General features: G+C 42.7%; 10 protein-coding genes. 2 read left to right on the forward strand and 8 right to left on the reverse strand.

Annotation, left to right across the window (positions count from 1 at the left end; translation table 11 throughout):
- Window position 1 precedes the first annotated feature (1 nt).
- Window positions 2-1,180 carry an acetyl-CoA C-acyltransferase gene (locus P2W72_RS11765; RefSeq protein ID WP_276362604.1) on the reverse strand — a complete coding sequence of 393 codons (1,179 nt, stop codon included), beginning with the start codon at window positions 1,178-1,180 and terminating at the stop codon, window positions 2-4.
- A 198-nt stretch (window positions 1,181-1,378) separates the two neighbouring features.
- Entirely contained in the window at window positions 1,379-2,413 is a 1,035-nt protein-coding gene (locus P2W72_RS11770; RefSeq protein WP_276362607.1) for a metallophosphoesterase family protein, read from the reverse strand.
- 110 nt (window positions 2,414-2,523) lie between these two features.
- On the opposite strand from P2W72_RS11770, the gene P2W72_RS11775 reads away from it, so the two are divergent.
- Window positions 2,524-3,375, forward strand: a complete 852-nt coding sequence (locus tag P2W72_RS11775; RefSeq protein WP_276362609.1) for a metallophosphoesterase — start codon at window positions 2,524-2,526, stop codon at window positions 3,373-3,375.
- 324 nt (window positions 3,376-3,699) lie between these two features.
- Here the strand turns inward: P2W72_RS11775 and P2W72_RS11780 are convergent, their stop codons facing one another.
- The 4 genes from P2W72_RS11780 to P2W72_RS11795 form a co-directional block, all read right to left on the reverse strand.
- A complete protein-coding gene (locus P2W72_RS11780) occupies window positions 3,700-4,158 on the reverse strand; it encodes a DinB family protein (protein WP_276362612.1) in 459 nt (152 codons plus the stop codon).
- Window positions 4,159-4,656: 498 nt separating this feature from the next.
- Window positions 4,657-5,565 carry a type IX secretion system membrane protein PorP/SprF gene (locus P2W72_RS11785; RefSeq protein WP_276362615.1) on the reverse strand — a complete coding sequence of 303 codons (909 nt, stop codon included), beginning with the start codon at window positions 5,563-5,565 and terminating at the stop codon, window positions 4,657-4,659.
- A 10-nt stretch (window positions 5,566-5,575) separates the two neighbouring features.
- Window positions 5,576-16,885 carry an FN3 associated domain-containing protein gene (locus tag P2W72_RS11790; protein WP_276362619.1) on the reverse strand — a complete coding sequence of 3,770 codons (11,310 nt, stop codon included), beginning with the start codon at window positions 16,883-16,885 and terminating at the stop codon, window positions 5,576-5,578.
- A gap of 63 nt (window positions 16,886-16,948) precedes the next feature.
- Window positions 16,949-17,320 carry a hypothetical protein gene (locus P2W72_RS11795; protein WP_276362622.1) on the reverse strand — a complete coding sequence of 124 codons (372 nt, stop codon included), beginning with the start codon at window positions 17,318-17,320 and terminating at the stop codon, window positions 16,949-16,951.
- A gap of 513 nt (window positions 17,321-17,833) precedes the next feature.
- Between P2W72_RS11795 and P2W72_RS11800 the strand changes: the two genes are divergently transcribed.
- Window positions 17,834-17,989 (forward strand): hypothetical protein, encoded by a 156-nt coding sequence (locus P2W72_RS11800; protein WP_276362625.1) that lies wholly within the window; start codon window positions 17,834-17,836, stop codon window positions 17,987-17,989.
- A gap of 127 nt (window positions 17,990-18,116) precedes the next feature.
- Here P2W72_RS11800 and P2W72_RS11805 read toward each other — a convergent pair whose 3' ends face one another.
- Window positions 18,117-19,364 carry a spore maturation protein gene (locus P2W72_RS11805; RefSeq protein ID WP_276362628.1) on the reverse strand — a complete coding sequence of 416 codons (1,248 nt, stop codon included), beginning with the start codon at window positions 19,362-19,364 and terminating at the stop codon, window positions 18,117-18,119.
- 118 nt (window positions 19,365-19,482) lie between these two features.
- Window positions 19,483-20,673 carry a M14 family zinc carboxypeptidase gene (locus P2W72_RS11810; RefSeq protein WP_276362632.1) on the reverse strand — a complete coding sequence of 397 codons (1,191 nt, stop codon included), beginning with the start codon at window positions 20,671-20,673 and terminating at the stop codon, window positions 19,483-19,485.
- Window positions 20,674-20,723 lie beyond the last annotated feature (50 nt).

Genomic DNA, 20,723 nt, shown 5'->3' on the forward strand with positions numbered 1-20,723 from the left:
ATTATTGCAGATTTTCAAGAACGATTGCACTGGCTCCGCCGCCACCATTACAAATTGCAGCGACACCGATTTTTCCATTGTTCTGTTTCAGAACATTTAACAGGCTTGTTACTATTCTCGCACCTGAAGCCCCCAGTGGATGTCCCATTGAAACAGCTCCTCCATTGGTATTAACTCTTTCCGGATTTAAGTTAAGGATTCTGTTATTGGCTATAGAAACAACAGAAAAAGCTTCATTTATTTCATAATAATCAATATTCTCAGGCTTTAATCCTGCTTTTTGAAGAGCCAGAGGAATAGCTTTTGCCGGACTGGTAGTAAACCATTCAGGGGCCTGCTGCGCATCTGCATAAGATAGGATTCTGGCAAGTGGCTTAAGATTTAATTCTTCTGCTTTTGATTTGCTCATTAATACCAGTGCTGCAGCTCCGTCATTCAGGGTAGACGCATTAGCAGCAGTGACAGTTCCGTCTTTTTTGAAAACGGTTTTAAGAGCAGGGATTTTGTCAAAATTAACGGAATGAATTTCCTCATCAGTATCAATTAAATTGATTTCGCCTTTTCTGTCTTTGATCTCAACTGCTGCTATTTCAGTTTTAAACCGACCTGCTGATTGTGCTTTCTGAGATCTTTTGTATGATTCAATAGCATATGCATCCTGATCTTCGCGACTGATATTACATTCTGCGGCACATAATTCAGCAGCTGATCCCATGTGGTAATTATTGTAAACATCCCAAAGTCCGTCTTTAACTAATCCGTCAATTAATTGCCCATCTCCCAGACGATACCCATTTCTTGCTTTATCAAGATAATAGGGGACATTACTCATGCTTTCCATCCCTCCGGCAATCACGATGTCATTATCACCGATCATAATACTTTGAGTAGCCAGCATAATGGCTTTAGTCCCTGATGCACAGACTTTGTTAATGGTAGTTGCAGGAATATCCGGTAACCCGGCAAATTTTGCAGCCTGCGTTGCAGGTGCCTGTCCGAGGTTTGCAGATAATACATTACCCATATACACTTCCTGAACCTGTTCAGGTTTAATTCCTGCCCGTTCAACTGCTGCTTTTATAGCTACTGCCCCCAGCTGACTGGCCGAAAGTGATGAAAGCACACCTCCAAAACTGCCAATAGGGGTTCTTGCTGCAGATATAATATAAACTTCGTTCATTTTTCTTATTCTATGAGTAAGTATTCGCAAGTTAAGAATTTGGGTGTAACACCTGGGTTAATAAACGTTATTTTGAAGGATTTGTTACCGGTAAGATATCTTTAAAGATACCTGCTTAATTACCTGAATCTGTTTAAATGTTAAATTATTTATATAAACTATTACTTTAAATGTTTTGTATAAAATATTTATTTATTTTTATTTATGATTTAATTTTTCAAGTCTTGATACCCCGTTAAATCCGATTACCGAATCCGGTAGGCTGCTAAGGTCAATCTCTATATTACTTTGGGGTACAAAGGTTCTGTACCTGAATTGATCAGCTCTTTTCAGAGGCACATCTATCAGAGTATATGACTTTCTTGGCGGAGTATCGTTACCGATAAGTTTTCTTGGACCGTCGCCGATGGCTCCGGCATTCAGAAAGCGGATGCCTTCTTTTTCGGCAGGGTAATAAGCATGCTGATGTCCGCTGATATAGAGGTCGAGGCCATTGGCTTTAAAAAATTTCAAAGCGGCTTCCGGGTCAGAATTTACTTCTCCGGCTTTATTTTTACTTTCTGTAATGGCATAAAGTGGCAGATGCCCGGTAAGTATTCTTAATTTTGCTTTCCGAGCTGTTTTAGCATTAAGCTGCATTTTCATCCAGTCGAATACCTCCGGACTGATCTGAGCCCCTGCAGCATCCCAACTCATAAAAAATACTTTATCTTTAATATAGCTATAATAAAACGGGTAATGGGTAGAATCAACAAAGCTTAGTCCTGTTGATTCTGCATTGTCAATCCAGAATTTCCGGCTTAATTTCCGATCCTTAATATAAGATGGAGAGGCATCGTGATTCCCAACTGTAAAACCAAAGGGGATCTTTAAATTTTGGATCGGATCCAATACGGTTGATTTGAAAGCAGCCCACATGGCATTGATATTTTCCTCAGTGAGTGTCGCTTTTTGTCCTGCAACCATATCACCTCCGCACACAATAATGTCAGGTTTTATTGATGACAGATCCTTGATGAGTGCTTTAACATCATTACTGTAGGTAGTAGAGCCGTAGCTGGAATTAAGGTCAGAGATGACGCATATTCTGAGGGTTTTGTGCTTCTTCTCAGGTATCCCTGACGGGTCTTTGGGCCGGTGATTGTATGATTGGCCGTTGCCTGTGCTAATAAAAGAACTGAACAATAAAAAAAGGGACAGAACCGCCGGTATGGCTGATAATCTTAGTTTCATCGATACAATCTTAGTTGGAGTTCAAAGCTAATTAATTTATGAGGATTGATTTAACAATATGATGATGTAATTATGTTGCCGAAATCAGTTCTGTTGAGGATATTTACTGCATGATGAAAAGATATTACATCCTCAGTGGTTTTGTATTAGCTGCTTTTTTATTTCTGGCAGGCTGTGCATCCAGGCCATTTACTTTTTTCCAGATGGCGGATACCCAATTCGGGTTTTTTAATGCCAACAAGGAGTTTAGCCGTGAAACAAAGAACTTTGAGGCGGCAATTACAGCCACAAACAGGCTCAAACCAGCATTCGTGGTTGTTTGCGGAGACCTGGTGAATAAACCTGCAGACTTGCCACAGATCACAGAGTATAAGCGGATAGCAGCCATGCTTGATCCTTCTATCAAATTATATAGTGTTTCAGGAAATCATGATGTTGAGAATATACCAACTCCTGCAAGTCTTGCCGCGTATAAACAGCATTTTGGTGCAGACCGTTATACCTTTCGGTCGGGCAATATTTTTGGGATTGTATTGAACTCTTCATTGATTAAAGATCCTTCTCTTGCACCGGAAGAAGCAGCGGCACAGGATGTATGGTTGAATTCGGTTCTTGAAAAAGCAAAAAAATCAAGTGCCAGACACATCATGGTATTTGTGCATCATTCCTTCTTTTTATCAGATCCAAATGAGCCTGATCAATATTTTAATATCAATACAGAAAGAAGAAAATATTATCTGAATCTTTTTGAAAAATATGGTGTTAAACAGGTTTTTGCCGGGCATTATCACAGAAATGCTTATGGTAAGGCAGGGCAACTTGAAATGATTACTACAGGGCCAGTTGGGCGGCCTTTGGGGGCCGACAGTTCAGGGTTCAGGATAGTTAATATCAAAGGGAATATTGTGGGGCACAGGTATTATGCTCTCGATTCACTCCCGAACCGGATAAAAATTAAATAGTAAAACCGTTAATTGATTATAATAAAGGGGTTTTATTTCCCTTTAACGAAATTTATTTCTTAAAAATATTTCGGCTGCAACTTATTTGAATTGGTCAATTTGATTACCATCATTTTGTTTTACAGTATTCCCGCCCATCTGACTACAGACAAGTTTAATGAGGGTGTTTTATCCTTTGTCATCATAATATCGGGGCTTATTATGATGCTGGGAATTTTGATGTCAAAGAAAAAGTTCAACCTAGAGAATGAACTGGCTCCCTGAATGCTGAGTTTCTGTTATAAAGGTTTGTGAGTGATTAATAACCTGCCGGTCAGGATAACACTATGCAATTAATCTTTTTAATGCTGTCATGCAACCCAGATGCAATCCTTCATGGAATATTAAAAAGTCCATGGCATCTTCAAAAGAGGAGATTTCAACATCAAATCGTGTAGTCCAGTTTGGATATTCCTGAAATATTCCTTTCTGGAAATCGTCTTCCAGGTAATCAATAGATGAGATTAGTAATGATTTTATATTCTCAATTTCCTCACTTTCGAGTTCTCTTTCAGGTTTTGATCCCATTTTATAAGAATCGAAAAAAGTCTGGTCAATCCTTAGATTATGCCCACCCCGAAGGTATAGTATGCCTTCCTGAGCAGCAATCAGGTGTCCCAGATTCCAGATGATGTTATTATTAAATCCTGCAGGGATTTTGTTTAATTGGTCCTGACTCAGACTATTAACGAGGTCAAGCATTTTTAGTCTGGTTTTTCTTACGGCATTAATCTGTTTATTCATTATAAAGTTTAAAAACGTGAAATTAAGGATAGTTTGTAATTTTAAAGAATTAACAGAAAAGTATAATGTTTGGGCTATTTTCAGACTATGTCATTAAAGTCAGAGATTCAACACATAATTGGTGAGTGATTCAAAATATGATGCGGTTGCAGTAGGATACTGCCTCAGCTTTGGGACTTGATAAGAACATCTATGTCAATCTGTTAAGTCCATTAGTTGAGAAATGGCCTAAACTGATATCAGATATACTGGGTCCTTTACGCATTCCGGATCATCCTTTGGATTTTTGCCGCCTCATTTGCATTTTCCTCCCTTATAAGCCCCGAAACCACGGGTCTTGTTAAGGGAACCTTAAAAACCTCCAGGGTTTATGGTTTGGGCTTGCATTCACCAGTATCGGACTGGAGACAAACTTTGCAGATCTTTTTAATAAACGGAGTAAGAAACCTTTTTACGCTTTTTTGATCGCTCAAGGATTCAATATAATTGTAACCTTGATTATTGCTTTGATTCTTTTTTGAGTTTAAATTTATAAGCCAGCATAATTTCGTGACTTCCTGAATTGAATTCGATCAACTTGGTTATGCTCCGGTCATAAGAATATCCCATACTGATCTGTGGTGTAATATTTACTTGCAGTAATACTCCGATTGCTTCACTGATGCGGTATTGCAAACCTACTGAGAATTGATTTTTTATCCACATATTCGCGTTCAGATCTAATCTTACCGGAGAGCCCTGCATGCCCCTTAGCAGAAAGGAGGGGCTGAGTTTAAAATCCTCACTCAGTTGGAATTCATATCCGGAAGTCAGGAAAATGTTTAAGTGTTGTCTTGAAACCAGCCCATCAGAGGTTTCATCATAATCAGTCCTGAGCCTGTTTCTTAAAAGATGTGGAACTGAGAAGCCAACATAAAATTTTTCAGTATTATAGTAGGCTCCGGTTCCAAAATTCAGGAACACTTCATTTATGTTTTGAGAAAATGCCTGATCCTGCCCCTGAGACCCCAAATTAACTGAATTCAGATCAGCTTTAATATGCGATGCTCCACCCTGTAAGCCAAACGCCAGGGTGGATGCAGAGAAATTTATACGATAGGAATAACTCAAAAATGCACCATTAAGATTTGTTATTCCCATTTGATAATTGAATGCCTGAATACCCAAACCGATCTTCTTATTTCGCAATGGACCATCGTAAGATACTGTTTTGGTTACAGGGGCGCCTTTTATCCCGACCCATTGAGTACGAAACAAAGCAGAGGCGCTGCTGATACCACGGCTCCCTGCATAAGCAGGATTAATTGCCAGTTTGTTGAACAGATACTGCGAATACATGGCATCCTGCTGACCGAATACACCCAATTGGCACAGTATTACAGAAAAAAGAAATATAATTCTTTTCATATTGCTGTTCCTATCGGGTTATAGTAATAAATGAAGCATAATTTTCATTATTGTTTCTTTTGCTAACGATATAGTAATATGTTCCGTTAGGAATTTCCTTTCCCGAATAGTTTCTCTGATTACTTAATCCTGCCCAGTCATTTTTATAATTTGTGTTTTTATAAACCAGGGCTCCCAGTGAATTAAACACCTGAAGGCTGATTTGTTCATTATCTAAATTCTCTATTACAAATTGATCATTAACTCCATCACCATTAGGTGAAAATCCTTCCGGAATACGTACGGTTACTTTCTCCAGCATTACTATTGTGGCGTTGCTTTCATCCGGAATGCCATTGTTATCGGGATCCGGATTAGATCCAGTTGTTGAAATATCCTCTGCTGGCTTCCCATCCGGATCGCTTGCACTTGCTTTTGCAGAATTATAATACGGACCCATGATGTTATCATACGGAGTTACTTTAATGGTAAATTGAATTGTATCAGTCTCACCGGCTTGCAGAGTATTTCCTGATTTCAAAAGATTATTATTAACTCTACCATCATAGGCTGAACTTGGTACGAGAATTCCTTTCGATGTGGAAGGAATACCCTGTATAGTGAATTTAGTAGGAAAAGGAAAGCTAATTGTCAGATCATCAGTGACCTGTAAATTCTTTAGTGGTAAGTTTCCATAATTCCTTACTGTTATTTTATAAGTTAAGATATTGCTATTAAACCCATCTAACTGCCTCATTGGGGTAGATACTGTTTTTGCTATCCCTAATAACTGACTTCCGGTTACAATGATGGTAACAGTACCTGTATCACAAAAATTTGGAAATTCATTATCACAAGAACTATAGGTAAAGCTATCCCTGCCTGTAAAATTACCCGAAGGTGTATAGGTAAATCCGCCATCAGAATTCAGGATAAGTGTACCATTAGCAGGCGAGCTGACAACAGTGGCTGTAAGCGTGTTATTATCCGGATCAATATCATTCTTCAGTAGTCCTCCCGAACCTGAAATAAACAATGGAGTGTTCTTTACTGTTGTATAGCTATCATCGGAAGCTACCGGAGAGCGATTTATGATGTTAAGAGTTATTTTAACACTATTACTGTATACCATGGGGCAAATGCCTGAGCTTACCCCTCTTCTGAAAAAGGTGCTTTGTGTAAGCATAGGCGGGCTATAGTTCTGTTCGGAATTGATTCCTGCAGCGGGTACAAACCCTGAGGTGTCACTTAAAGTACTGCTTTCCCAGAGATATACTTTCTGAGTATCTCCGCCTTCAGGCACCGTACCGGTTAACTTTTCAGGTTTATTATCCGATGTAATTGTTTGTTCCCCGGATATTATATTATTCACCAAAGGCTGTATAATAGTGATAATTATTGTATTGCTGAGATAAACACAGTTTCCGGAAATTACCTCACGCCTGAATTCGGTAGTCTTTGTAAGTACTCCGGGATTATAATCTTTTGAGGTTGCCCCGCTGATTGGCAGGCAAGGGCCATCTTCTGTAGCAAACTTCCACTGATAGGTATAGTTTCCACCTCCACCATCCGGAGTGCTGCCAGTGATCAATCCCGGCTCAGCACTCTGGCAGAAAGTTAATATGGAAGGTGCATTGATCAGATTATGGCTTATGGCAGGCGCGACTGTGATCGTAACAGTATTACTTGCTATGGGAGCAGAATTGTAACCCTGCGAGCTTACTAATCTTTTATACCATGTGGTCTGACTTAAGTTGCCCGGTGCATAATCAATACCTGTAGCTTCTTCAATATCGTAAAAACCGGTGCTTGAGCTTAAGGTTGATTTTTGCCATTGATAGGTGTAAATACCGCTTCCTCCGGTAGCCGCTGACGTTTGAATCAGTGGAGCTGTTATTCCTTCACATATAAGCTGATCGCTGCCAATACTTCCTGCTGTAAGCGGAATAGTTTCAATACTTACTGTTACCAGATAATTCAGGGTGGATGCATCTGCTGCAGTAACCGTATAAGTTACCGGGCTGCTGAAATTATTGGCTGTTGTTCCGCTGGTCTGTGTTACTCCGCCTACCCTGACAGATGCGCCTGTGGTAGTAAAACTTGCTACCAGCGCTGTAAGATTTGTGCCATAAGGCAGGGTCACGGCAATGGTTTTTGCACTTTCATTTACTGTACCGTTGCCGAGTATAGTAAAAGCGGTGATCGATTTGGCAGGATTTTTTGCCATATTTACCGATACCACATAGGCTTGGGTTGAAGCATCAGCTGCAGTAACTGTATAGATCAGCAGGTTGCTGAAGTTGTTGGCAGTTTTGCCACTGATTTGCGTTACCTCACCGACTTTAACGGATACCCCTGTCGTACTAAAAGTTGCCACCAGAGCTTTGGGGTCAGTGCCAAATGGCACTGTAACAGTAATCGTTTTTGCATTCTCATTGATTGTTCCTGTCCCCAGTATGGTAAAAGCTGTGATTGCTTTCGCATTACTAGCCGTAAGGCTAACCGTAACTACATAATCCTGGGTAGTGCCATCAGCTGCTGTAACGGTATAGGTTACAGGGCTATTAAAGTTATTAACTGTTGTTCCGCTGATCTGTGTTAGTCCGCCCACTTTGACGGATGCACCTGTAATCGTAAAACTTGCAGCCAAAGCAGTCAGGTCAGAACCGTAGGGTAGGTTCACAGCGATGGTCTTATTACTTTCATTTACCGTACCGTTACCAAGTATTGTAAATACAGTGATTGCCTTAGCAGGATTAGCGGCTGTATTTACCCTTATGGAATAGTTTTGAGTGGTGCCGTCAGCGGCTAATACAGTATAAATTACAGGATTACTAAAGTTATTGATGCTTGTCCCGCTGATCTGTATTACCCCACCCACTTTAACGGATGCACCTGTGCTTGTAAAAATTGCTGTCAATGCAGTCAGATCGGTACCGTAAGGCAGGGTCACATCAATGGTCTTTGTACTTTCATTGACTTTACCGGTACCAAGTATTGTAAATGCAGTGATTGCTTTGCTTGTGATACTGGCCACAGTCACAGTAACCACATAATTCTGGGTGGAACCGTCAGGAGCAGAAACAGTATAGGTTAGGGGAGTACTGAAATTATTGACTGTTGTTCCACTGGTCTGCGTTATTCCGCCTACTGTGACAGACGCACCTGTGGTCGTAAAACTTGCAGTCAATGCATTCAGGTTTGTTCCATAAGGCAAGGTCACAGCAATGGTTTTTGTACTTTCATTGACCGTACCGTTACCCATTATGGTGAAGGCGGTTATTGCTTTGCTTGTATTGCCCGCCACACTAACCGTGACCACATAATCCTGAGTGCTGGCATCAGCTGCTGTAACAGTATAGGTTACCGGGCTATTGAAGTTATTGGCCGTGGTTCCGCTGGTCTGTGTTATTCCGCCTACTTTAACGGAAGTTCCTGTAGTGGTAAAGCTGGCTGTCAATGCAGTTAGGTTTGTGCCATAAGGAACGGTTACGGTAATGGTCTTTTCACTTTCATTGACTGTACCGTTGCCCAGTATTGTAAAAGTGGTGATTGCTTTGGCCGGGTTTGCCGCTATGGTTACCGTTACCATATAATTCAGGGTAGAGCCATCTGCAGCAGTTACGGTATAGGTTAGGGGAGTACTGAAATTATTGACTGTTGTTCCGCTGATTTGTGTTACTCCGCCTACCTTAACAGATGCTCCTGTAGTAGTAAAACTTGCTGCTAATGCAGTCAGGTCTGTACCGTATGGCAGAGTTACGGTAATGGACTTCGTACTTTCATTAACAGTACCATTACCAAGTATGGTGAAAGCGGTTATTGCTTTGCTTGTATTGCCCGCCACACTAACCGTGACCACATAATCCTGAGTGCTGGCATCAGCTGCTGTAACAGTATAGGTTACCGGGCCGCTGAAGTTATTGGCCGTGGTTCCGCTGGTCTGTGTTATTCCGCCTACTTTAACGGAAGTTCCTGTAGTGGTAAAGCTGGCTGTCAATGCAGTTAGGTTTGTACCATAAGGAACAGTTACTGCAATGGTCTTCGCATTTTCATTGACTGTACCGTTGCCCAGAATGAGAAAAGCAGTAATCGCTTTGGCGGGATTAGCGGCCACAGTGACGGTGACCACATAATCCTGTGTTGTGGCGTCTGCAGCAATAACGGTATAGGTTACCGGACTGCTGAAATTATTGGCCGTTGTTTCGCTGGTCTGTGCTATTCCCCCAACTTTGACGGATTCTCCCGTAGTGCTGAAGCTGGCTACCAGTGCGCTAACATTTGTACCGTAAGGCAGGGTCACGGCAATGGTTTTTGCACTTTCATTGACCGTACCGTTACCCATTATGGTGAAGGCGGTTATTGCTTTGGCTGGATTAGCCGCTACAGAAACCGTGACCACATAATCCTGAGTGGTGGCGTCTTGCGCCGTAACGGTATAGGTTACCGGACTGCTGAAATTATTGGCTGTTGTTCCGCTGGTTTGTTCAGTGGACCCCACCTTTACGGATACTCCTGTAGTGCTAAAACTGGCTACCAGAGCGCTAACGTTTGTGCCATAAGGCAGGGTCACGGCAATGGTTTTCGCAGTTTCATTAACAGTACCATTACCCAAAATGGTGAAAGCGGTGATCTCTTTGGATGGATCAGGTGCCACACTAACCGTGACCACATAATCCTGTGTGGTGGCGTCTTGCGCCGTAACGGTATAGGTTAGCGGACTGCTGAAGTTATTGGCTGTGATTCCACTGGTCTGGCTCACCCCGCCAATTTTAACAGATGCCCCTGTAGTGGTAAAACTGGCTACCAGTGCGCTAACATTTGTACCACAAGGCACGGTCACGGCAATGGTTTTTGCACTTTCATTGACCGTACCGTTACCCATTATGGTGAAGGCTGTTATTGCTTTAGCCGGATTAAGTGCTCTGGTGACGTTTATGGTATAGGTTTTGTCGCTTTTGCCGCTTTCACTGACTACAATAAGGATGGTTTTTTGTACTCCGGCTGTTAAGGCTATGGCTGCTGAAGCTGTTTCACTGCTCACGATCGTCCCGTTGACGGTGATGGTTCCCGGGCCGGTTGGAGTGATGGTAATGTTGTTGATAGTGTTTGTTACTGTTACTCCATTGTAAGTATAGGTTCCCGAAGCAAAAGTATAAGCGGAAGGATTGCCGCTCAGGACTAAACCGGTCAGGTCGGCGCTGGCGGCCTGGGTATAAGCGGCGCTTCCGATGGCGCTGTTATCCAAACCGGCTTTCACCGCCAATGCCTTTAAGGTTAGTGCTGAATTGATAGCCACCGGAGCAGCATATAGCGTACTGGCTATGGTCGGATCGGATCCATCTGTGGTATAATAGATGGCATCGGCTCCGGCTGAAGTAATGGCCACGGTAAACCCAAAAGTAATGGCACCTGCCACAGGGTCGAAGGTTGGTGTGGCCTGTGCTGCGCCGTTCCTGGTGATATTGATGGTATAGGTTTTGGCGCTCTTACCGGTTTCGGTGGCGACAATGACAATAGCTTTTTGTACTCCGGCAGTTAAGGCTATGGCTGCTGAAGCTGACCCGCTGCTTACTGTTATTCCATCTACCGTAATGGTGCCCGCTCCGGTAGGAGTGACGGTGATGCTGCTGACCGCATTCAGGACTGTTACCCCATTGTAGGTATAGGTTCCGGAAGCAAAGGTATAATTAGAAGGACTGCCGCTCAGGACTAAACCGGTCAGGTCGGCGCTGGCAGCCTGGGTATATGCGGCACTTCCGATAGCGCTATTATCATAACCGGCTTTCACGGCTAATGCTTTTAATATGAGTGCGGAGTTGATAGTTACCGGAGCAGAGTATAAGGTACTTGCTATGGTAGGATCTGATCCATCGGTGGTATAGTAGATAGCATCAGCTCCTGTTGAGGAGATGCTTACAGTAGTTCCAAAGGCTATGGCACCGGCAACCGGGCTAAAGATTGGAGTTGGTGTGATATCATTCCTGGTGACATTGATTGTATAGGTTTTGGCGCTCTTACCGGTTTCGGTAGCCACAATGACAATGGCTTTTTGTACTCCGGCAGTTAAATTTATTGCTGCCGAAGCCGATCCGCTGCTTACGGTTGCTCCATCTACCGTGATGGTACCCGCTCCTGTAGGAGTGATGGTAATGTTGCTGACCGCATTCAGGACTTTTACTCCATTGTAGGTATAGGTTCCTGAAGCAAAGGTATAATTGGAAGGACTGCCGCTAAGGACTAAACCGGTCAGGTCTGCGCTGGCAGCCTGGGTATATGCGGCACTTCCAATGGCACTGTTTGGTGATCCCGCTTTTACAGCCAATGCTTTAACTGTGACTGCAGAATTAATAACAAGCGGAGTTGTCGCCTGATTGGTCGATGCAGTGGTCGGATCAGATCCATCTATGGTATAATAGATGGCATCGGCTCCGGCAGAACTGATGGTCACAGTTGTTCCGAAAGCAATGGCTCCGGCTGCCGGGCTGAATGTTGGTGTGGCCTGGGCTGAAAAATTCCAGTTGATATTATTGCTGTTGTTTATGTTAGTACCGTTATCTGCACTGATAGTGGTTCCTCCACTTGCATCAGAATACGAAGCAGAAACATAAGAAACACTTTGAGTAACAGGAGCATTAATTTGCCATTTAGTGGGTGATGCAGAAGGAACGAGGCTGAGCAGCTGCCCTGAAGCTCCTGTTAAAGTAAGACTGTTACTTACAGTTTGAGCTACCCCGCTTTGAAAAGTTACTGTCCTGGCTGCAGTACCGGCGATGGATAAATTATACCAGGTATTGGCATTATTTATAGTCTGCGCGCCTGCACCATTAAAATTAAAAGTGCTTCCTGTCGAGGTAAATGTGCCGGTATTGGAGAAGTTCCCGCCAATGGTATGAGTAAAAGATCCTGCCGTAAATGAGGTACCGCTGCCTATTGTAAAGTTTCCTGTCGTATTTATTGCTGCAGCCGCTGTTGCAGAAGCACTTCCTGACATAGAAAAAGAATTTCGCAAACTTAAAGTTGTACCCGGCATGGTCTTGGTTCCAGTACCGCTAAGGATTAAATTATTGTAGCCTGGAGTCGCTCCGTTTGGATTTAATACAGTCTGATCCCCGCCATTATACTCGACAGAGGTATTCAGTCCTGATGCACCCCATATTCCATTATTGGTAATCACGCCGCCAATCCGCATTGTACTACCGATTGTCATCCTCAACGCTCCACCTGAATTAATCGTCACATTGTAGAAATTTGTTGCACCGGATATATTGGCTGATGCATTAGTAAAAATTACTGTACCTGTACTTGGATTAAATGTACCTCCGATATTGCTCCAGGCGCCGCTGGCACCAGAGATGGTAAGGGTGGAGGTTGCAATTGCGTTCAAAATTCCCCCACTTTCAATTGTCAATCTTTTGACCGCAATTGATAGGCCTAATGTCGGATCATTAGGGGTTGTCGACGCATCGGGAATAATGACATCGGTCAGGTCTGATGGAACACCGGGTGGAGTCCAGTTACCCGGGTTACTCCAGTCTGTGTTAACTGAACCAGTCCAGGTAGAACTTGAGATGGCAGTATTAGCCAGCGTCCAGGCCATTGAACCAAATGCTGTTGGTAAATATGATACATCCAGGGCTGAGAGTCTAACCCAGTTGTTCGTCAGGTCATAATTTGATCTTCCATGCTCTTCCACATCTCCCGGAGGGGAAGGAAGATGGGCATCCCATAAAACCAGATTGCTTTCTGTATTCCCATTGAGTTCGGTATCAAGGTAGTGCAAGGATAGAGCCACAGCGGTGCCACTTCCTCCAGTTCGGATAATATCATAAGTCCTCTGGACAGCACCCGTTTTCCACGATGGCGCCGATCCGATGCTGATTTTCACACTGATTTCTGTCGGCAAGGTTCCCTCATTCCTAAAGCTGATTGTTGTGTACTCGTTTCCGAAGGTATATGAAGTAGCGGCAACCAGGCTTGTCCGTTTAACAATCCCGGTCACGTCTTTCGCCCCTGTAGTAGTTGCAGATCCTCCCATGGTCAACACATAAGGGTCTGTTACTGCCAGGTTGCCGCCACTCAGGCTGAGGATACCATTCACTGTGGCATTAGCGTTAAGGGTGGCATTACCTGCTGACTGGTTGATGGTCAGGTTATTGTAGGTTAGGGGCGCAACGGTCTGTGAGCTGCCGTTGTAGGTAACTGTACCTGTACCGGCGGTAAATGTTCCATTATTAGTCCAGTTACCGCTAACAGTTAGTGTACCAGAGCCCATCGTGATCGCACCTGTTCCGATAATGTTGCCCGTGACGGTCGCGTTTGCGTTAGTAGTAAACGTGGCTGTTCCCCCTGTCGTGCTAAAATTTCCCGCAACAGAAAGGGTTCCATCAGCAGCAACTGTCTTCGTACCGATGCCCGAATAAGTCAGGTTTTGATAGCCCGGTATTACAGAAACAGTTTGTGCGGCACCAGAGGCATACTCTATGGTCGTTTCGGCTGAAATATTTCGGGTTGTAAATGCTGGAAATGTTGTAGCTGTACCTGAACCGCCAAGTTTAAATGTACCTGAAGTAAGATTAAGAGTGCCGGTACTTGTTAGCTGGAAGCCGCCATCATTAAAAATGCTGTTTGACGTAACATCTCCAATAGTCAGAGTACTTACAGTGATTGCATTCGCAAGTGCTGCCTCGGTTGAATTATTTATTTTAAGGGTTGAAAAAGTTGTTGACCCTGTAATTGTCTGTGAGCCCGAACCATTTAAATTGACCGTCCCGCCATTGTGTGTAAAAGTGCCGCTGTTAGAAAAATTGCCGGCTAAATTCAGAATGCCTGATGTGGAAGTGAGGGAACCGGCACTGATGGTTAGTCCGTTCAGAGTAAGCGTATTGCTTCCAAAACTAAGAGTGCCGGCCCCTGTCTTGGTCAAAGTTCTTGTTGCCTGAGAAATGGTTCCGCCAAGGGTCAGGGTATTTGCTGATACCGTTATTTGACGATCAGCATTCATACTTACATTCCCGGCTCCGAGATTTAAACTGTTTGTGCCGGTAAAAGTAAAATCAGCATTTAAAGCCAAAGGATAATTCAAAGTAGAAATACCTGAGGTTGAGGCATCTATTGTACCTCCTGCAATGGTAAATGTACCCGCAACAGTACCGAGTGCCTGATTATTATCAATATTTAAGGTGCCTGCATTAAGGCTTACACCACCGGCGAATGTATTTATTCCTGAAATTATAGCTTTACTTGTACCGGTTTTTGTTAAGCCAAGGGTTCCTGAAGAATTACTGATTACTCCTGATAAAGTTAAATCCTGGCCTTCAGCACTTGCAGCAGTTGTACCTCCGATATTCAGATTAAATGTACTTCCTGAGGCGTTATCAATCACAGAGCTGATTGTACGGGATAATCCGTAGGCATCTATACCTGAATTGGCAGCGGTAACTGTAATCGGGCGGCTAAAAGTAGTAACATTGCTTTGTATTGTTCCGCCATTTAAGTTTAAGCCGCTTGCGTTATTGCCAAAGGGTCCGTTTGTTGAGGCAATAATGTTAGTTGTATTTGCGCGCAAAATACCGGTACTCACAGTTGTTGAACCTGTATATGTATTTGTACCGGATAGTATAGCTGTACTTGTACCAATTTTAGTTAAACCCAGTGTACCGGTTGAATTACTTATGATTCCTGATAAAGTTAATTCCTGACCTTCTGCACTTGCAGCGTATGTTCCTCCGATATTCAGATTAAATATACCTGCAGTTGCGAGTGTAATAGCTGAACTGATCGTTCTTGCTGAGCCATAGGCATCTAAGCCGGAATTGGTAGCCGTAACAGTAAGCGGACGGCTGAACGTTGCCACATTGCTTTGTATCGTTCCGCCATTTAAAATTAATCCGCTTGCATTATTGCCGAATGGACCGTTAGTTGAAGCAACTACGGTATTATTTTCAGCACGTAAAACCCCACCGGTCACAGTGCTTGTACCGGTATAGGTATTAAGCCCGGATAAGGTCCATGTACCTGTCCCTTGCTTTACGACCGTGCTGGTGCCTGATCTGACCCCGGAATAGTTGCCAATTCCGTTTCCATCCAATGTTAATGGAAAGTTGCCACTGATATTTCCGCTAAGGCTGAGTGTGCCTGAATTGGTGGCGCTGATGGTTGCTCCCGGTGTTATTAAGGTAATATTGCCACTAAAAGAAGCATCAATCCCTGTATTTGTCAATGCACCTGCACCCGAAACACCCGTACCTGCAAGGCTGGTTATTGCCTCGGCTGTACCGAGGGTAAATCCATTCAGATCCAGTGTAGCACCAGAGGCGATAGTTGTAGCTGCGGCTGTGGTTCCTAATGGAGTATTAACGGCTCCGCCATTCGCTCCCAGTTTTAAGATGCCGGCACTTATGGTTGTCAGGCCTGTGTAAGTATTATCTCCGGATAATGTCCAGGTACCTGTTCCGGTTTTAACTATGGTACCGCTCCCTGATCTTACTCCCGAATAGGTACCGGTTCCGTCTCCATCCAATGTTAGTGCGAAATTGCCGGAACAATTTCCGCTAAGGGTAAGTGTACCTGAGGTATTGGCGTTAATTGTTGTGGCTGCTGCAAGGGTAATTGCCCCGCTGTAGGAAGCATTCCCTCCGGTATTTGTGAGAGCACCTCCTAGTGAAACTCCTGTTCCGCGCAGGGAGATTGCCTCTGCTGTGCCCAAAGTAAAGCCATTCAGATCGAAGGCTGCACCATTGCTTACTATTGTAGAAGCAGCAGTAGTGCCCAAAGGCCCGTTGGTGCCATCTCCGCTTGCTCCAAGTTTTAATGTTCCGGCACTGATTGTTGTTAAGCCTGAGTACGAATTGTTTCCGGCAAGTATCAGTATCCCGCTACCTGCTTTTGTTAAGGCTACGGTACCACTTATTACTCCTGAAATAGTTAACTGATCAGTGGTATTAGTCTCCGAAAAGGTAGTGGCGACACTAATGGAAAGGGGACATGAAATAATTGCTGTTCCTGTAACAGTTGTTGTTGCTGCAAACGTAAGAGTTAAAGTGCCTGTACCAGAAATGGAAGCTCCATTTCCCATCGAAGTTATACTTCTGATCGTAAAGGAATTAGTTCCAAGATCAGGGTAATTTGTTAATCCGGTTGGAATGATTACAGAATAATTGTCACCGCCATTTCCGTTAAAAGGAACCAAGCCACCGTTCCAATTACCTGCAGTATTCCAGTCAGTGCTTATTGCTCCGGTCCAGGTGGCAGTAACGTTTGCTGCCCTTGCTTCATTCCCAACAGCATAGATCAGTATGGTCAATGCTAAAATAAGGAAATATTTCAGGGACAATTTCATCAGATGTTTTGTTTCGATATGTTTTATGCTTCCTTTGTTTCGTTTTTAATAAGTATTTTTAAGTTAAAAAAAGAGATTCGCTTTCCGGAAAAATTCTGGTACAGCTACAATCATATTCTTTTCTTTAAACAAGCTGACCGCCCGGATCCCAATTAATCCAAACCAGAATATTGGTGGCGCAAAGAATGGAAAACCAAAGATAGAAATAGCTGAGCTGAGGTCCATTTCAGGACTGATTGCAGTCAGTAGGTCTGCTGTTGAAGATAAAGTAAAAACAAGGATAGCGGCGATACCAAAAATCAGAATCAAACGATTTTCATTGGAATGCTTCGTATTGATTATTTCTTCTGAATGATAGGGAAGCGTCAGTACAGGTGAAGTTATGCTAAGAACAGTAGTCCATGAATATAATGAACTGCTATAAAAAGGGGCCAATAATTTGACACCCGGAAGCTCAGCGGTTATCGGCTTTGAACCTTTAATTATTAATACTAAAAATAATATATATCGATACCTGCTTATAATATCCATAGATCATATCTGCCTCTTTTTAATAAGAGGGTATATTCCAATTACGATAAAAAACAATCTTTTTTATCGTAATTGGATAAAAAATTCGTTTGAATTATTAATTAAAACAGAATTGTACAGGACTTTAAAACTATTTTAGAAGGGCTGTCAGTTCTGTTAAAAACTCTTTATACGGTAACTCTTTTCCTTTTTCCTTTGAATTCTATGAATTTAGCAAATTTTACAGAATTAACCTAATACTACTACATTAAGGATCGAATCTCATATCGAAATGATCAATATAAACCAAGCTTGAGTCTCAATTCAGGAAGGTATTGGCGGGGAGTTTAGCAATACTCCTTTGCTCGCTGGCTCAAACTCGTCATCAGAAGTGCAGAATCAGGCGCACCGGCTTTTGAATATTGTATCAGAAAGGATATGACCAATCCTATGGGGATTTTGCATGGGCGTGTTAGCGCCGGAATTATTGATGATAACATTGGCGCAACAGTTTACACCATGGATCTGAGCCATCCTTTTTCGATTATTAATAATTATATCGATTGTTTTGTCGGAGCGTCTGAGGATGAGTAGATTGAAGCACATACTTCAGTAGTGAAGGTGGGCAAACAAATTATAAATCTGCAATGTGATACCTGGCTTCATTCTAAAAAGCGTCTGATTGCTTCCGGTATTCCAACATGATCCGAATAGATAAGTCTTAAGCCTGAATGGTATGTCCGAAGAAGAGATAGGCCAGAAAAATGGCAGCGATCAGACCAGCAAGGTCTGCAATTAACCCGCACATCAAAGCGTATCTTGGTTTTTTTATGCCAACAGAACCAAAATAAACCGCCAGAACATAAAATGTAGTTTCTGATGAACCCTGAATAATACTGGCCAGCCTGCCCTGGAAGGAGTCAGCGCCGTAGGTAGTCATTACATCAACCATTAATCCTCTGGCACCTCCGCCGCTTAGCGTTTTCATTAACCCTACTGGCAGGGCAGGAACAAACGAGGTATCGAGTCCGAATAAAGCTACCAGAGATCCTATTGCGTTTACTACATAATCCATACAACCGGTGGTTCTGAATGCACTGATTGCAACAAGAATCGCGATCAGGAATGGAATAATCATTACTGAAGTGCTGAAACCTTCTTTTGCTCCATCTATAAAAGCTTCGTAAACATTTATTTTTTTTGCCGCCCCATAAACTACAAAAAGCGTGATAAGCGAAAAAATAATAAATCCACCCAGCAAGCCCGCATAAACCTGAATCTGGTCGGGTGGGAGACTGCCTAACCAAAAATAAAGCCCTGACATAATCGCAATAAAAAATCCGAAAAATGCCAGAATTGGCAGCTGAAGTAAATTGATTTTTTGATAAACAGCCACCGCGATCATGCCAGCCAGAAAAGAAACGAATGTGCCCAGCAAACAGGGAATAAAAACATCTGCAGGGTTTGCAGCTCCATTGGCCATTCTAACAGCAATTACACCTGTTGGAATTAAGGTAATACCGGCAGTATTCAATACTAAGAACATGATTTGGGCATTGCTGGCAGTATCTTTTTCAGGATTCAGTTCCTGCATCTCCTGCATAGCCTTCAAACCTACAGGTGTTGCGGCATTATCAAGTCCCAGCATATTGGCTGAAAAGTTCATGATAATAGAACCGTTAGCAGGATGATTTTTGGGAATTTCCGGAAACAGCCTGCTAAAAAAAGGACTCATTCCCCTGGCAAAAAGCGAAATCATTCCTGCCCGCTCTCCGATCTTCATAATACCCAGCCAAAAGGTCATGATGCCGATTAGTCCCATAGATATTTCGGCTCCTGTTTTTGCACTATCGAACATCCCGTTAACCACATTGTTGAAAATCGCGGTATCTCCGAAGAATATTAGCTTTACTAATGCCACAACAAATGCAATGACAAAGAAGCCGATCCAGATGTAGTTTAATGCCATTTTTTTTCTGTTTTCTGTTACCTGTTACCAGTTAGCTGGTACCTGAATAAAGACAGCTCATTTTATAATTAGTAGTTTTCTATCTCAATACGCACTACTCACTACTCACTACTCAATACTAATTCACTACTCCATTCTCAATGGAGAGCAGAATGTTTGTTCCCTCATAGATAATTACATCTGCTACTTCCTCAAGTTCTATTTTTCTTGTTTCGGTGATACTTAAAAATTCACAATTCAATTCCTCGTAGCCAAAATAATCAGAAAGATCACCAAGATCAGCAACAATATAGGAATAAGTGACAGACCTCCGATCATCATTTATCTTTTGATCCAGAGTCAGGCCGATGTCCTGTGTATAACTGATTCCGTTTCTTTGAAGCTTGCAGTTTCTTAATAAAATATCAAAATGGAGCTTTTTGTTCTCCGGAATGGTAAAGTAATCCTCTGTTTTTACATCAGAATAGGTTTTTCCGGCAATGCTTAATATTCCCGAAAGCATTGCTTTAAAAAACATTTTGCGAATAAACTGTTTCTCCAGGTCGTTGTGATATCCTCCTGCTTCTATCAAAATAGTGCTGGTGCCCGCTCCCTGAAAATTATCACCGAAAGCCCGGGGTTCATGTTCATCGTTAAATCTGCCAACATGCTCCGGAATGCTTTCCTGCAAAGCAGAGTTCATTATGACAATCACCTTCATAGCATTAGCTCTCACGGTGTTAACATTCAGTTCCTGATCATAAGCGGGTGCAAGCAGCGAGATTGTTGCAGGATTTCCGGTATTTCCTGCAGACCATGCAGTAGTCTGATCATGAAGATTGAATCCAAAATGCGGGTTAATTTCATCCCTTAATGAACGCAATAATCTTCCTTCCGGACTTTGCTGATGAATAAAATCGCGGTTAATATCGATTCCCAATGCATTTCGCCTGTTAAAGACTTCGGCACCGTCAGGGTTTACCATGGGAAGAATAAAAAGTGTACAATTTTTATTAATGGATTCCCTTAATTCCCTGAATTCTTCGGTGTCAGAAAGGAAAAGCAGGAGATCAGCAATAGCCATAGTTGCCGTGGCCTCATCGCCATGCATCTGGCTCCATAGAAATATTTTGCACGGGCCTGTTCCCCAGCTAATCAGGTTTATGGAGCGTTTCTCAGCAGAAAATCCGGCTTCACGAAGGTGAAAACCCGGCAGTTCACGAACCGAATCAAGAACTTGAATTAAGTCTGAATGCTTAAAAAAACGATCATTCAGGCGGTTATCCTGATATAAATGATAGTTTTCAAGGAGAAGATTGAGCGAATCCATTCGACTAAATTAATATTTAGCGGCGGATTATCCCTGATTGTGGAAATTTC

Source organism: Daejeonella sp. H1SJ63 (assembly GCF_029360775.1).
GTDB lineage: Bacteria > Bacteroidota > Bacteroidia > Sphingobacteriales > Sphingobacteriaceae > Daejeonella.